This window comes from Amycolatopsis sp. NPDC004368 (genome assembly GCF_053602515.1).
Map to the genome: position 1 here is coordinate 21,735 of NZ_JBSGDT010000006.1, position 13,736 is coordinate 35,470.

15 protein-coding genes are annotated in these 13,736 nt (G+C 69.2%); 8 read left to right on the plus strand and 7 right to left on the minus strand.

The genetic code is table 11. From position 1 onward, the window contains the following. Positions 1–25: 25 nt before the first annotated feature. Positions 26–403, minus strand: a complete 378-nt coding sequence (locus ACWEOE_RS11730; protein ID WP_220237940.1) for a HesB/IscA family protein — start codon at positions 401–403, stop codon at positions 26–28. 145 nt (positions 404–548) lie between these two features. On the opposite strand from ACWEOE_RS11730, the gene ACWEOE_RS11735 reads away from it, so the two are divergent. Continuing rightward, a complete protein-coding gene (locus ACWEOE_RS11735; RefSeq protein ID WP_452007300.1) occupies positions 549–1,196 on the plus strand; it encodes a DUF3043 domain-containing protein in 648 nt (215 codons plus the stop codon). A gap of 229 nt (positions 1,197–1,425) precedes the next feature. On the opposite strand, the gene asnB is transcribed toward ACWEOE_RS11735, so the two are convergent. Beyond that, positions 1,426–3,360 carry an asparagine synthase (glutamine-hydrolyzing) gene (asnB, locus tag ACWEOE_RS11740; RefSeq protein WP_452007302.1) on the minus strand — a complete coding sequence of 645 codons (1,935 nt, stop codon included), beginning with the start codon at positions 3,358–3,360 and terminating at the stop codon, positions 1,426–1,428. A 196-nt stretch (positions 3,361–3,556) separates the two neighbouring features. Here asnB and ctaC point away from each other — a divergent pair, with 196 nt between their 5' ends. Next, a complete protein-coding gene (gene ctaC / locus ACWEOE_RS11745) occupies positions 3,557–4,504 on the plus strand; it encodes an aa3-type cytochrome oxidase subunit II (protein ID WP_452007304.1) in 948 nt (315 codons plus the stop codon). Between the two features lie 39 nt (positions 4,505–4,543). Then, positions 4,544–4,966 (plus strand): cytochrome c oxidase subunit 4, encoded by a 423-nt coding sequence (locus tag ACWEOE_RS11750; protein WP_220237945.1) that lies wholly within the window; start codon positions 4,544–4,546, stop codon positions 4,964–4,966. Here the strand turns inward: ACWEOE_RS11750 and ACWEOE_RS11755 are convergent. After that, positions 4,911–5,855 carry a DMT family transporter gene (locus ACWEOE_RS11755; protein WP_452007306.1) on the minus strand — a complete coding sequence of 315 codons (945 nt, stop codon included), beginning with the start codon at positions 5,853–5,855 and terminating at the stop codon, positions 4,911–4,913. The two genes, ACWEOE_RS11750 and ACWEOE_RS11755, sit on opposite strands and share 56 nt — an antisense overlap. An 83-nt stretch (positions 5,856–5,938) precedes the next feature. Here ACWEOE_RS11755 and ACWEOE_RS11760 point away from each other — a divergent pair, with 83 nt between their 5' ends. Beyond that, positions 5,939–6,904 carry a GlxA family transcriptional regulator gene (locus ACWEOE_RS11760; protein ID WP_452007308.1) on the plus strand — a complete coding sequence of 322 codons (966 nt, stop codon included), beginning with the start codon at positions 5,939–5,941 and terminating at the stop codon, positions 6,902–6,904. A gap of 64 nt (positions 6,905–6,968) precedes the next feature. Here ACWEOE_RS11760 and trpD read toward each other — a convergent pair whose 3' ends face one another. From trpD to ACWEOE_RS11775, 3 genes are read right to left on the minus strand one after another with little or no spacing between them, the layout of a single operon-like run. Beyond that, the gene (gene trpD / locus ACWEOE_RS11765; protein ID WP_452007310.1) at positions 6,969–8,018 is read right to left on the minus strand and encodes an anthranilate phosphoribosyltransferase; all 1,050 of its coding nucleotides are present in this window, start codon (positions 8,016–8,018) and stop codon (positions 6,969–6,971) included. A 7-nt stretch (positions 8,019–8,025) separates the two neighbouring features. After that, positions 8,026–8,436 carry a hypothetical protein gene (locus tag ACWEOE_RS11770; protein ID WP_452007312.1) on the minus strand — a complete coding sequence of 137 codons (411 nt, stop codon included), beginning with the start codon at positions 8,434–8,436 and terminating at the stop codon, positions 8,026–8,028. Positions 8,437–8,496: 60 nt separating this feature from the next. Continuing rightward, positions 8,497–8,922: a hypothetical protein gene (locus tag ACWEOE_RS11775; protein ID WP_452007314.1), complete on the minus strand. Its 426-nt coding sequence runs from the start codon at positions 8,920–8,922 to the stop codon at positions 8,497–8,499. A gap of 95 nt (positions 8,923–9,017) precedes the next feature. On the opposite strand from ACWEOE_RS11775, the gene ctaE reads away from it, so the two are divergent. The 4 genes from ctaE to qcrB are packed head-to-tail and all read left to right on the plus strand — an operon-like array spanning position 9,018 to position 13,357. Next, a complete protein-coding gene (gene ctaE, locus ACWEOE_RS11780) occupies positions 9,018–9,644 on the plus strand; it encodes an aa3-type cytochrome oxidase subunit III (RefSeq protein WP_452007315.1) in 627 nt (208 codons plus the stop codon). Positions 9,645–9,696: 52 nt separating this feature from the next. After that, positions 9,697–10,515, plus strand: coding sequence for a cytochrome bc1 complex diheme cytochrome c subunit (qcrC, locus tag ACWEOE_RS11785; protein WP_432851433.1), 819 nt, complete (start codon positions 9,697–9,699; stop codon positions 10,513–10,515). Then, entirely contained in the window at positions 10,512–11,663 is a 1,152-nt protein-coding gene (gene qcrA, locus ACWEOE_RS11790; protein ID WP_452007317.1) for a cytochrome bc1 complex Rieske iron-sulfur subunit, read from the plus strand. The genes qcrC and qcrA overlap by 4 nt, the downstream gene beginning before the upstream one ends. Beyond that, complete coding sequence (qcrB, locus tag ACWEOE_RS11795; RefSeq protein WP_452007319.1) at positions 11,660–13,357, plus strand: cytochrome bc1 complex cytochrome b subunit; 1,698 nt, start codon at positions 11,660–11,662, stop codon at positions 13,355–13,357. The genes qcrA and qcrB overlap by 4 nt, the downstream gene beginning before the upstream one ends. Positions 13,358–13,424: 67 nt before the next feature. On the opposite strand, the gene ACWEOE_RS11800 is transcribed toward qcrB, so the two are convergent. Continuing rightward, positions 13,425–13,709, minus strand: a complete 285-nt coding sequence (locus ACWEOE_RS11800; protein ID WP_285969324.1) for an Lrp/AsnC family transcriptional regulator — start codon at positions 13,707–13,709, stop codon at positions 13,425–13,427. Positions 13,710–13,736: the final 27 nt, after the last annotated feature.

Sequence of the window (13,736 nt, forward strand, 5' to 3'; positions counted from 1 at the left end):
CGGGGCCCTTCTCCGTGCTCAGGGCTCAGTGGAAGCTGTCACCGCACGCGCACGAACCGGTCGCGTTCGGGTTGTCGATCGTGAAGCCCTGCTTCTCGATCGAGTCGACGAAGTCGATCACAGCCTCGGACACGTACGGAGCGCTCATCCGGTCGACCGCCACGCGCAGACCGTCGAAGTCGCGGAAGAGGTCACCGTCGAGCTCGCGCTCGTCGAAGAACAGCTGGTAGCGCAGGCCCGCGCAGCCACCGGGCTGGACGGCGATGCGCAGGTGCATGTCGTCGCGGCCCTCCTGCTCGAGCAGGGCCTTCGCCTTCACGGCCGCGGCGTCGGTCAAGGTCACGCCGTGGGTCTCCTCGGCGGTCTCGGCCTGCGCCGCACCGGTCTGCTCAGCGGTCGTCATGGCACTCCCTCTAGGTCGAACTCGCTGCGGGTACTTCTCGTGCGAAACGGTTCAACACCGCCAGTACCCGATCTGTTCCCCCTCCATGGTTGCACATCCCGCGACCTGCCGAACATCCTCGTGACGCCTGCAATACCCTGGTGAGGTGAGGTTCCTGCGCCGAAGCACCACCGAGACCCCCGCCGACGACGTCACCGCCGACGTCGTCGACACCGCGTCGACCACCGGGAAGGCGTACACGCCGGGCAAGGGCCGGGCGACGCCGACGCGGCGGGAAGCGGAAGGACGCAAGCGCGGCCCGGTCGCCCCGCCGCCCACCAGCATGCGCGAGGCGATGAAGCGCAACAAGCAGCTTCGCAAGGAAAACCCGGTCAGCAAGGAAGACCGCCGCGCGGCCGCCAAGGAGCGCCGCGAACGCATGATGTCGGGTGACGACAAGTACCTGCCGGTGCGCGACCGCGGCCCGGTCAAGGCGTACGTGCGCGACATCGTCGACTCCCGGCGCAACATCCTGGGCCTGTTCATGCCGCTGGCGATCCTCGTGTTCCTCGCGCTGCTGATCCCGGTGCCCGCGGCGCAGCAGTACATCACCCTCATCTGCATGGCGTTGCTGCTGGTCATGGCCATCGAGGGCGTGGTCAACGGCCGCAAGATCTCCCGCCTGGCGCGCGAGCGGTTCCCGAAGGAGCCCACGCGCGGCGTCGGCTGGTACGCCTTCGTGCGGGCGAGCCAGATCCGCAAGCTGCGGGTGCCGAAGCCGCGCCTGCGTCCGGGTGACCCGATCCCGGGCTGAGCTGGATTTTCGTGACGGCCGCCACGCCTGCGAAGGTGGGGCGGCCGTTTTCGTGCGCTCAGCCTGCTCCTGCGTCGTGGGCGGCCGGCTGCGCGCGGTGCGGGCAGTGCCGCCGGGAACTTCGTGAGCTTCGACACCCAGCCGGGCCCAGGCGGCGGGTGTCGAACCCCGGAAACGCGTCACCCGCCGCGGAGTCCGCGGCGGGTGACCGGATGAGACGAGGACCGGTTCAGAGCTTGACCGGGTACACCGGCTCCGGGATCTCCGGCTTGATGCGGTGCTCGACGAAGATCCCGTGCCACAGCATGAACACCAGCAGGGCCCAGATCTGGCGGCTGCGGTCGAGCTGGCCGGCCTTGTGCTCCTCCAACAGGCGCAGCACGGCGGGCTTGTCGAGCAGCTCGTCTGTCTTGGAGTCGTTGATGATGCCGCGCGCCCAGTCGTACATCTCGTTGCGCAGCCACAGGCGGATCGGCACGGGGAAGCCGAGCTTGCGGCGGTTGAGCACGTGGGCGGGGATGATCTTCGCCAGCGCCTGGCGCAGCGCGTACTTCGTGGTGCCGTGCGCGAGTTTCTGGTCCAGGGGAATGGACGCGGCGACCTTGAACACCTCGGCGTCGAGGAAGGGCACGCGCAGCTCGAGCGAGTTGGCCATGGTGACCTTGTCGGCCTTCACCAGGATGTCGCCGCGCAGCCAGGTGAACAGGTCCACGTGCTGCATGCGCGCGACCGGGTCCCAGCCGCGCGAGACGTCGTACCAGGGCGCGGTGACGTCCTTGAAGCCGACGCCTTCGGTGTAGGTCCGCAGCACGTTGCGCAGCTGGTCGTCGCGGAAGTTGCGGGCGTTGCCGTAGTAGCGGTCCTCCAGCGGCAGCGCGCCGCGGCGCAGCAAGTCCTTGCCGCGCGTGCCTTCGGGGATCTTGGTGGACACCTTGCCGATGAGCTTGCGCACACCGCCGGGCACTTTTTCGAACGGTGCCAAGGAAATCGGCTCGTTGTAGATCGTGTAGCCGCCGAACAGCTCGTCGGCGCCCTCGCCCGAGAGCACGGCCTTCACGTGCTTGCGCGCCTCGCGGGCGATGAACCACAGCGGCACGAGCGCCGGGTCGGCCACCGGGTCGTCGAGGTACCAGACGATGAGGGGCAGCGCCTCCATCATCTCGTCGGCGGAGACCGTGCGCACCACGTGCTTCACGCCGATGGCCGCGGCCGACTCGGCCGCGACGTCCACTTCGGAGTAACCCTCGCGTTCGAACCCGGTGGTGAACGCGATCAGGTTCGGGTTGTGCTCCTTGGCCAGCGTCGCCGTGGCCGTGGAGTCGATGCCGCCGCTCAGGAACGCGCCGACGGTCACGTCCGGGTCGGAGATCATGTGCTTGCCCACCGAGTCGCGCATCACATTCGCGATGCGCTCGTAGAGCTCCTCGGCCTCGCGCTCGCCGTTCACGGGCTTCGCGGCGAACTGCGGGTGGAAGTAGCGCGTGAACTCGACCTGTCCACCCGGGACGACGCGGAACGACGTGCCCGACTCGACGCGGCGCACCGCGGTGTGCAGCGACTCCGGCTCCGGCACGTACTGCAGCACCAGGTAGTGCTGCAGTGCCTTGCGGTCCAGCTCCTGCGCGACGCCGAGGGTGTCCGTGAGCTCCAGCAGGCTCTTCTTCTCGCTGGAGAACGCCACCCCGCCCGGGCCGGCGGCGTAGAACAGCGGCTTGATGCCGAACGGGTCCCGCGCGCCGAACACGACCTTCTCGGCGGAGTCCCAGATCATGAAGGCGAACATGCCGCGCAGCTTCTTGACCGCGTCGGCGCCGAGGTAGTGGTAGGCCGCGACGATGGCCTCCCCGTCGCCCTCCGTCTCGAACTTCGCGCCGAACTTTTCAGCCAGCTCGTCGCGCAGCTCGCGGTAGTTGTAGATCTCGCCGTTGAAGTTCATCGTGTAGCGGCCCGGCGCTTCCGGCGGACCCCAGTGCAGCGGCTGGTGGGCGTGGTCGACGTCGATGAACGCCAGCCGGTTGAACCCGTAGACGACCTCGCCGTCGGCCCAGGTGTCCTGCTCGTCGGGGCCGCGGTGGCGCTGGCAGCGCATCGCCGCGCCCACGGCTTCACGGGCGTTCGCCGCGTCGGTCTCGGTGCCGCAGATCAGTCCAAGCAGGCCGCACACGCGTACTCACACACCTCAGGGTCTTCGCCGGTCCGGGGAAGGGCCCAGTATGCCGCGAACCGTGCACCACGGACCGCATCGGGTGGACGCGCGCGCGTTGTGGTCACCCCTTGGACAGCGGGAACCGTGAACTCGGCTAGGCTCCGCCTGTCACGAAGATCGGTCGAGGAGGCTCTGGGTGAAAGGGCGAGGCGCAGTGGGAAAACCAGCGCGCACCCAAGGGGGTAAGCGTGTCGGCCGCGTCGCTGCGCTGGCCGCGCTGGTGGCGCTGACCGCGACGGGCTGCTCCGGGGACGAGATCCTCCGCTTCGGCTGGCCGGTGGGTGTCACCCCGCAGGCCGACGAGATGCGCAACCTGTGGACGTGGACGGTCATCGCGGCGCTCGCCGTCGGTGTCATCGTGTGGGCCCTGATCTTCTGGACCGCGACGTTCCACCGCAAGAAGAAGACTTCCGCGGTCGAGGGTCCCGAGGACCTCCCGCGCCAGTTCCAGTACAACATCCCGCTCGAGATCTTCACGGTCGTCGTCCCGACGATCATGGTCTGTGTCCTGTTCTTCTTCACGGCGACGACCGAGAGCGACGTCCTGGACAAGAAGCCCAACCCGGACGTGACCGTCGACGTGGTGGCCTTCCAGTGGAACTGGGAGTTCAAGTACGACGACGCCAACGCGAAGCGCCCGGACGGCAGCCAGGTCAGCACCGTCGGTTCCTCCGGCGAGATCCCGCTGCTCGTGCTCCCCACGAACAAGACGATCGAGTACCGCCTGCGGTCCACCGACGTCATCCACTCGTTCTGGGTGCCGGAGTTCCACTTCAAGCGCGACGTCTTCCCGGACCCCGAGAAGAACAACCAGGACAGCTCGTTCCAGAACTCGATCGACCGCGAAGGCTCCTTCGTCGGCCGGTGCGCGGAGCTGTGCGGCACGTACCACTCGGTGATGAACTTCGAGGTCCGCGCGCTGTCGCCGGACAAGTACGACCAGTACATCAAGCTGCGCACGGAAACCAACCCGAAGACGGGCCAGCCGAACACGGCTTCCGAGGCGCTGGCGGCGATGAACTGCGGCGTGCTGTGCACCCCGCACGCGGTGACCACGCAGCCGTTCAACACCGACCGCACCGCGCGCACCGCGTCCAACTGACCGGTTCCGGCGAACCAGAGGAGTAGGGGAGAAAGTCCCATGAAGGTCGAAGCCCGGATTTTCTACATGGTGGCGGCGTTCGCCGTTGTCATGGCCGTCATCTACTGGGTCATGACCGCCCTCTACGCGACCGACCAGAAGGCCGAGCCCGTCGGCATCGTCTCGCTCTTCCTGACCGGTGGCCTCGCGTTCCTCGCGGGCAGCTACATGCAGTTCGTGTCCCGCCGGATCGAACCGCGCCCCGAGGACCGCGAAGACGCCGAGATCAGTGACGGTGCGGGCGAGCTGGGCTTCTTCAGCCCGGGCAGCTACTGGCCGATCGCCATGGCGGCCTCGGCCGCCCTGGGTGGTCTCGCGCTCGCGTTCTTCCACATCTGGCTGCTGGTCATGGCGCTCGTCGCCCTGCTCATCGCGGTCGGTGGGCTGGTGTTCGAGTACCACACGGGCCCGAACCACGAGTGACGTCCGCCCGGGTCTTCGCCGGCCCGGGCCTGCCGCCGCGCTGGGGTGCCAGCGCGGCGGCGAGCACCGCCAGCATTCCCAGGCCTTCCGGCCACGACAGCCGGTGGCCGAACGCCAGCACGTCCACCACCACCGCGACCACCGGGTACAGGTAGGACAGCAGCGCCACCGTCGTGGTGGGCAGCTTGCCGATGCTCGCGTACATCAGCACGTACATCACTGCCGTGTGCACGCTGCCGAGCAGCACCAGCCACAGCAGCCCCGGAACCGATTCCGGTAGCGGCGTGAGCGCCAGCGCCGGGGCCAGCAGCACCGTTCCCACCACCAGTTGCACCGCCGCGAGCAGGTGCGGGCGCACGTGGGTCAGCTGTTTCGCCACGAACGAGGTGCCGGCGTAGAGCACGGCCGCACCCAGCGCGAGCGCGATCCCCGCCAACCGGACGGGCTGCCCGTCGTCGCCGTGGGCCGAGAGGGAAATCACCACCACACCGGCGAATGCCACCCCCGCCCGGGCGAGATGCGTTTTGGCGACTTTTTCACCGAGGAACGCCGCCGCGAGACCCACCAGGATGAGTGGCTGGGTGTGGTAGACGACCGTGCTCACGCCGATCGACGACAACGCGTACGAGGTGAACAGCAGCACCCAGTTGGCCACCAGCAGCACGCCGCCGAGCGCGGCCAGCAGCAGGTCGCGCCGCGTCGGGTGCCACCCGCGGAAGTAGCCGCGGGCCAGGCACCACACCACCAGCAGGACACCGCCCACGAGGCAGCGCGCGAACGCGACGGCGGGTGCGGCGGCGCCACTGGCCAGCACGACCGCACCGATCGTGCCCGACAGCGCCATGGCGGCCGACCACTGCAGGACCGGGCGGGTTTCGTCATTCGTCATGCGTCCCAGGTTCGGGCCAACGCGGATCACCGACCAGTGTCAGAGATGACAACGGCCGCAAAACTTGTGACACGATGAGCCGGATGGACGTGCAACGGGTCGCGGTGGTGCTGGCCGACCGGGTCTCGCCGTTCGAGCTGGGCGTCGCGTGCGAGGTGTTCGGCACCGATCGCAGCGCCGACGGCATCGAGGGCTGGGAGTTCGGCGTGTGCGCACCCGCCGGACAAGCCACAGTGGACACCTGGTCCGGCTTCGGGCTGACGGGACTGTCCGGATTGGACTTCGCCGCGTCGGCGGACCTGCTGATCGTGCCCACGTGTGAACCGCGCACGGCACCGCCGCCGGAACCGGTTCTGGCCGTGCTTCGCGAAGCCCGCGACCGCGGTGCCTGGGTCGCGGGGTTCTGCGCCGGCGTCTTCACGCTCGGCTACGCGGGCCTGCTCGACGGCCGGCGCTGCACCGTGCACTGGGTGTACGAGCAGGAGTTCCGCCGGCTCTTCCCGAAGGCCGTGGTGGATCCCCAGGCGCTGTACGCGGACGACGAGGGAGTGTCGACCAGCGCGGGCACCGTCGCGGCCGTGGACCTGTGCCTGCACCTCGTGCGGCGGCTGCGCGGGGTCGCCGCGGCCACCACGCTCGCCCGGCGGATGGTCGCGGCCCCGCACCGCGCGGGCGGGCAGGCCCAGTTCGTCGAGGCACCGCTGCCGGCCACGGCCGCGCCGGACGACGTCGTGGTCGCCGAGGCGCTGGAGTGGGTGGAACGGCGGCTGGATCGGCCGTTCACGGTCGCGGAGCTCGCGCGCCGCAGCGGGCTGGGGGAGCGGACGTTCCTGCGCCGGTTCTCCGCCGCCACCGGCACCACACCGCACCGCTGGCTCACCGAACGCCGCCTCGACCGGGCGCAGGCGCTGCTGGAAGAAGGCCGGCTGTCCGTGGAGGCCATCGCGACGGCGTGCGGCTACGCCTCAGCGGCGGCGCTGCGCCACCAGTTCACGCGCCTGCGGGCAACCACCCCCAGCGCTTACCGCGCGGCTTTCCAGGGCTCCTGAGCCCTCCGGGGGACATGAAACAGGCGGCACCGGGGTGTCCGGTGCCGCCTTCGCCGGGGGTGAGTCAGCGGGACGCCGACGAGAACGCGATCCAGCGGTCCAGCAGCGCGGCCGCCGCACCCGAGTCGATGGCTCGGTTGGCCTGCTGCAGCCCGGCGGCCAGGTCGTCCTCCAGGGAGCCGGAGAAGCCCCGGAACGCGGCGAGCGCCGCCGCCGCGTTGAGCACCACGGCGTCGCGTACCGGGCCGGTCTTGCCGGCCACGAGCTGGCGCACCACCTCGGCGTTGGCCGTCGAGTCGCCGCCGCGCAGGTCTTCGCTCGTGGCGCGCGGGATCCCGAGCACGCTCGGGTCGAAGCTGCGTTCGGTCACGGTGCCGTCCGACACCACCCAGACCGACGTGGTCGTGGTGGTGGTGATCTCGTCGAGGCCGTCGTCGCCGCGGGCCACGAGCACCGAGAACCCGCGCTGGGCGAACACCTCCGCCAGCACGCGGGTCTTGTCCGCGTACGCGCAGCCGATCAGCGCGCTGCGCGGCTGCGCCGGGTTCGTGAGCGGGCCGAGCAGGTTGAACGTGGTCGGCACACCCAGTTCACGCCGCGGTGGGCCGGTGTGGCGGAACGCGGGGTGGAACGCGGGCGCGAAGCAGAACCCGATGCCGATCTCCTCCAGCGACCGGTGCACGGCCTCCGGCGGCAGGTCGATCGCGACACCGAGGGTCTCGAGCACGTCGGCCGCACCCGATTTCGACGACGCGCTGCGGTTGCCGTGCTTGGCCACGGGCGCGCCGGCGGCCGCTGTGACGATCGTCGCCATCGTGGAGATGTTGACCGAGTTGGACCGGTCGCCGCCGGTGCCGACGATGTCGACGGCCGGCGAGGTCAGCTCGATGCGGCGCGCGTGCGCGAGCATCGCCTCGGCCATGCCGGAGATCTCCTCCGGCGTCTCGCCCTTGGCGCGCAACGCGATCGCGAACCCGCCGATCTGCGCCTGCGTGGCGGCCCCGGACATGATCTGGTCCATGGCCCAGGCCGTGTCGTCGGCGGACAGGTCGAAGCGCTCGATCAGCTGCGTGAGCAGGGCGGACCAGGTGTGGGGGACCGGGGTGGTGCCCATCCCGGGCTCAGCCGTTGACGGCGGGCACGCGCCCGGCGCGCAGCACGCCGGCGACGGTTTCCGCCGCGGTCAGCGGGTCGAGCGGGTGCACCAGCACGGCGTCGGCCTGCGACCAGGTGGCGAGCCAGCGGTCGTCCTTGCGCCGCACCGACACCACGATCGGCGGGCAGTCGGTGATCTCGTTCTTGAGCTGGCGGGTCAGGCCGATGCCGCCGGTGGGCTGGGCCTCGCCGTCGAGGATCGCGAGGTCGACGTTGCCGGCGTCCACCTCGGACAGCACGTCGGCGATCCCGGCCGCCTCCACGTACTCCACGCGGCCCAGGTCGGCGGCGGGCCGCCGGCCGACGGCGTTGATGATCGCGTCGCGGACCTCGGCCTTGTGACTGAACACCAGGATCCGCTTCGTCTGCTCGCCCATTGAGCACGCCTCCGTCTCGTCACGGGTGGAACTTCGCGATCGTATCGGCCGAGATGCATCTCACGCGGACGCGGTGGGCGACTCACCCGGTTGCCGCGCGTCCCAGCCGAGCGCGTCGCCGCCGAGGCGCTGCGCCAAACCCGCCATGCGCGAGCGTTCCTGGGCGCAGTGCAGGGCGTCGAGCACCTGCACCCGCAGGGCGTGGACCAGCACGCGGTCACCGTCGGGGCCCTGTTCACGCAGCTCCCACCCGTCCTGGGCGAGGATCGCCGCCGCCTCGTCGACGCGGTCGGGCGGCAGGCTCAGGTGGTGCACGAGCACCGCAGGCGCGGTCGCGACCCAGCCGGGTGAATTCGCGAGCACGGCCGAGTCCGCGACAACGGGGTCGAAGGCCTCCGCGACGATCACCAAACCGGGCGCATCAGGCGTCAGACCGGGAGTTTCCCGCTTTCTGGCCAGGTCACGGAGCCGACCGAGCAAACTCACGAGTAGCTCCTGCCTGTGCCGGGTTCGGGTGTGATGCGAAGCTCCCACGACCCGCCGTGGACCCGAAGGGCGGGGTGCCCGCGCGGGAGGACATAATGCGATCCGTGACAACGGCAGCTCCCACCATCAGCCAGCGAGTCCACTCGCTGAACCGGCCGAACATGGTCAGCGTCGGCACAGTCGTGTGGCTGTCCAGCGAACTGATGTTCTTCGCCGGATTGTTCGCGATGTTCTTCACCGTCAAGGCGCAGAACGCGGCCGGCGCGCCGTGGCCGCCGCCGCTGCACGGCGAGGAATTCCACCTCAACATCCCGTACGCGATCCCGTTCACGGTGATCCTGGTGCTGTCCTCGCTGACGTGCCAGTTCGGCGTGTTCGCCGCGGAGCGCGGGGATGTCTACGGGCTCCGGCGCTGGTACATCGTCACGTTGATCATGGGCGCGATCTTCGTGTTCGGCCAGGCCAACGAGTACCACAACCTGGTGGAGGAGGGGCTGACGATCCCGTCCGGCCCGTTCGGCACGGTGTTCTACCTCGCCACCGGTTTCCACGGCCTGCACGTGATCGGCGGGCTCATCGCGTTCGTGTACCTGCTGATCCGCACCAAGCTCAGCAAGTTCACGCCCGCACAGGCCACCTCGGCGATCGTCGTGTCGTACTACTGGCACTTCGTCGACATCGTGTGGGTGGGCCTCTTCGCGGTGATCTACATCCTCCCCTGATCCCGCCCCGCCACCACCATCGGCCTGAACTGACAGCAAGGGTTGCCGCAAGATGACCACCAGCAAGAAGTCCCCGGAGCGCCGGTTCCGCGCGCGCTCGAAGCTGCGCAGGCGTTTCGCCGGTCTGCTCGCACTCGGTGTCGCGTTGGTGGGAGCCGGCGCGCTGTACGCCGTGTTCGCGCCCGAGCCCCAGACCGCGCAGGCCCAGGGCGACCCGGCTCTGCTGCGGCAGGGTGAGCAGGTTTACAACAACACCTGCATCGAGTGCCACGGCAAGAACCTCGAGGGCGTGCAGGACCGCGGTCCGAGCCTCATCGGTGTCGGCGACGCGGCCGTGTACTTCCAGACTTCGTCCGGCCGCATGCCCGCCGCGCGCCAGGAAGCGCAGATCGCGCGCAAGCCGCCGAAGCTCACGCCGAGCGAGATCGACGCCGTCGGCGCCTTCGTGCAGGCCCACGGCGGCGGTGCTCAGCGCCCCGAGGAAACCGGTGCCGCACTGCGCGGCAGCGACCCGGCCCGCGGTGGCGAGCTGTTCCGGCTCAACTGCGCGTCGTGCCACAACTTCACCGGCCGTGGTGGCGCTCTCTCGGCGGGCAAGTACGCGCCGAACCTCGACCCGGCCACCGAGGAACAGATTTACGACGCGATGCTCACGGGCCCGCAGAACATGCCGAAATTCTCCGACCGGCAGCTGAACCCGGAGGAGAAAAAGGACATCATCGCCTATGTAAAGTCGGTGTCGGACGGCAACAACAACCCGGGTGGCAACGGGCTCGGCGGGTTCGGTCCCGCTTCCGAAGGCCTCATCGCGTTCGTCGTCGGAATTGCCGCGCTCGTGGGCATCACCCTGTGGATTGGATCGAAGGCATGAGTGCCGAAGGGCCCCAGCCGCCCTCGGAGGCGGAACTGGCCGAGATGGACCGGGACCAGCTGCTCAAGCTGGGCGGCCAGCTCGACGGCGTCGAGATCGTCGACTACCCGGAACCGTGGCCGGTCAAGGACACCCGCGCGGAGCGCCGCGCGCAGCGGGTCGTGGCGTTCTGGTTCGCGTTGTCGGCGCTCGCCGGTCTGGCGTTCGTCGTGGTCATCGCGTGGCCGCACTGGTGGGAGTACAAGGCCCCCAGCGACGAGAGCGCGCACGCGACCTACAGCCTCTACACCCCGGCGCTGGGCGTCACGCTCGGCGTCGCGGTGCTGGCGCTCGGCATCGGCGTGATCCTGTACACGAAGAAGTTCGTGCCGCAGGAGAACGCGGTGCAGCAGCGCAGCGACGGCCCGTCGGCCGAGGTCGACCGCGCCACGATCCTCGCGCACCTGGCCGACGCCGGGAACCGCAGCACCATCGCCCGCCGGTCGCTGATCAAGCGCACCGCCGGTGCGAGCGCCGGCGTCCTGGGACTCGCGGTCGCGGCCCTGCCGCTGGCGTCCTTCATCAAGGACCCGTGGAAGGACACCGAGAACGAGAACTCGCTGTGGCACACCGGCTGGCAGCCGCAGCACCCGGGTGAGGTCGTGTACCTGCGCGCCAACACCGGCAGCCTCGACGACGACGTCAAGAACGGCGTCACGCTCCTGAAGGCCGAGGACCTCGACGCCGGCGCGATGGAGACGGTGTTCCCGTACCGCAAGTCGGAGGCGGGCAACCGCGAGGCGCTGGCCGCCGCGCTGACCCGCGTCGACAACCCGGTGATGCTCATCCGGCTGCGCCCCACCGACGCCGCGAAGGTGGTGAAGCGGAAGGGCCAGGAGGACTTCAACTTCGGCGACTACTACGCGTACACGAAGATCTGCAGCCACGTCGGCTGCCCGACCTCCCTGTACGAGCAGCGCACGAACCGCATCCTCTGCCCGTGCCACCAGTCGCAGTTCGACGCCCTGCACTACGCCAAGCCCATCTTCGGTCCGGCGACCCGGCCGCTCGCGCAGCTGCCGATCACGGTTGACTCCGAGGGATACTTGATCGCACGGGGCGACTTCATCGAGGCCATCGGTCCGGCCTTTTGGGAGCGTAAGTCATGAGTTCACTCACCACGCCCACGAAGGGCACGAGCGCGCTCGAGAAGCAACTGGGAGACGCGGCGGACAACGCCGACCAGCGCTACAAGCTGGCCAAGGGCCTGCGGCACCAGATGAACAAGGTCTTCCCCACGCACTGGTCGTTCCTGCTGGGCGAGATCGCGCTGTACAGCTTCATCGTCATCCTGCTCTCGGGCGTGTACCTGACGCTGTTCTTCGACCCCTCCATGCAGGAAGTGACCTACCACGGGAGCTTCCAGAACCTGCAGGGCGTCGAGATGTCGCAGGCGTTCCGCACCACGCTGGACATCTCGTTCGACGTGCGCGGCGGTCTGTTCGTGCGGCAGCTGCACCACTGGGCCGCGCTGATCTTCGTCGCCTCGATGATGATCCACATGTTCCGGATCTTCTTCACCGGCGCGTTCCGCAAGCCGCGTGAAGCCAACTGGGTCATCGGTGGCCTGCTGCTGATCCTGGGCATGTTCGAAGGCTTCTTCGGCTACTCGCTGCCGGACGACCTGCTGTCCGGTACCGGCATCCGCGCGACGCTGTCGGGCATCGTGCTCTCGGTGCCGGTCATCGGCACCTGGATCCACTGGGCGCTGTTCGGCGGCGAGTTCCCGGGCGACCAGATCATCCCGCGCCTCTACACGCTGCACATCCTGCTGATCCCCGGCATCATGCTCGCGCTCGTCGGTGTGCACCTGGCGCTGGTCTGGTACCAGAAGCACACGCAGTTCCCTGGTGTGCGGCGCAAGGAGACCAACGTCGTCGGCGTGCGGATCATGCCGTACTTCGCCCTCAAGGGCGGCGCGTTCTTCACCCTGGTCATCGGTGTCATCGCCCTGATGTCCGGCCTGTTCCAGATCAACCCGGTGTGGAACTTCGGGCCGTACAACCCGTCGATGGTGTCGGCCGGTTCGCAGCCCGACTTCTACATGGCCTGGGCCGACGGCATGCTGCGCATCTGGCCCGCGTGGGAGGTCTACCTCGGGAACTACACGATCCCGGCGGTGTTCTTCCCGGGCGCGGTCGGCATGCCGGTGCTCATCGGGTTGCTGCTGTCGTACCCGTTCCTGGAACGCAAGCTGTCCAAGGACACCGCGGCCCACAATCTGCTGCAGCGGCCGCGCGACGCACCGGTCCGCACCGCACTGGGCATGATGGCGCTCGGGTTCTTCCTGGTCATCGAGCTGTCGGGCTTCAACGACATCATCGCCGACCAGTTCGACATCTCCCTCAACGCCACCACGTGGGCCGGCCGCATCGGCGTGCTGATCGTGCCGCCCATCGCCTACTACCTCACCTACCGGATCTGCCTGGGGCTGCAGCGGGCCGACCGCGAGGTGCTGGAGCACGGCGTGGAGACGGGCATCATCAAGCGCCTGCCGCACGGTGAGTTCATCGAGGTCCACCAGCCGCTGGGCGGGGTGGACGGCCACGGCCACGCGGTCGCGCTGGACTACCAGGGCGCGCCGGTGCCGAAGAAGATGAACAAGCTCGGCACCGCCGGGCACGCCGTCCCGGGCTCGCTCTGGACCGCGGACCCGCCGGAGGAGTCGGCCGCTCTGGAGCGCGCCGCCCACCACGCCAACGGCAACGGACACACCCAGGCGTCCGAAGGCGACACCGCGAAGCTGGGCAGCGCCGAGCTGACCGGCGCGCAGCCGTCGGAGTCACGCGGCTCCGGGCGCTGAGTTCCCTGCAACGGCGAAGGCCCCTCCACCCGGTTCGAGGTGGAGGGGCCTTCACCGTTCCCGGGTCTCAGGCGCCTTCGACGCCGATCTCGAACGCGGAATCCGTGTCGGCGCGCGAGTACGAGCGGAACGCGATGTGCGTGACGGTGTCCAGCACCCCGCTCACCTTCCCGATGCGGCCGGGGATGAGGTCGGCCAGGTCCTCGTGGGCCTTCACGCGCACGGTGGCGATCAGGTCGACGTCACCGGCGCACGAGTAGACCTCGCTGACCCCTTCGAGGTCCGCGATCGCCTGTGCGGCCTGCGGGATCTCCTCGGCCTCTACGTTGATCAGCACGATCGCCGTGATCACAGCGTTCCTCCACTCCCTGGCGGTACT

Bases quoted from the DNA above. Each gene is read 5' to 3' on its own strand.
- ACWEOE_RS11730 (WP_220237940.1), bottom strand. From the start codon at position 403: ATGACGACCGCTGAGCAGACCGGTGCGGCGCAGGCCGAGACCGCCGAG.
- ACWEOE_RS11750 (WP_220237945.1), top strand. From the start codon at position 4,544: ATGAAGGTCGAAGCCCGGATTTTCTACATGGTGGCGGCGTTCGCCGTT.
- ACWEOE_RS11755 (WP_452007306.1), bottom strand. From the start codon at position 5,855: ATGACGAATGACGAAACCCGCCCGGTCCTGCAGTGGTCGGCCGCCATG.
- ACWEOE_RS11760 (WP_452007308.1), top strand. From the start codon at position 5,939: ATGGACGTGCAACGGGTCGCGGTGGTGCTGGCCGACCGGGTCTCGCCG.
- trpD (WP_452007310.1), bottom strand. From the start codon at position 8,018: ATGGGCACCACCCCGGTCCCCCACACCTGGTCCGCCCTGCTCACGCAG.
- ACWEOE_RS11770 (WP_452007312.1), bottom strand. From the start codon at position 8,436: ATGGGCGAGCAGACGAAGCGGATCCTGGTGTTCAGTCACAAGGCCGAG.
- ctaE (WP_452007315.1), top strand. From the start codon at position 9,018: ATGCGATCCGTGACAACGGCAGCTCCCACCATCAGCCAGCGAGTCCAC.
- qcrC (WP_432851433.1), top strand. From the start codon at position 9,697: ATGACCACCAGCAAGAAGTCCCCGGAGCGCCGGTTCCGCGCGCGCTCG.
- qcrA (WP_452007317.1), top strand. From the start codon at position 10,512: ATGAGTGCCGAAGGGCCCCAGCCGCCCTCGGAGGCGGAACTGGCCGAG.
- qcrB (WP_452007319.1), top strand. From the start codon at position 11,660: ATGAGTTCACTCACCACGCCCACGAAGGGCACGAGCGCGCTCGAGAAG.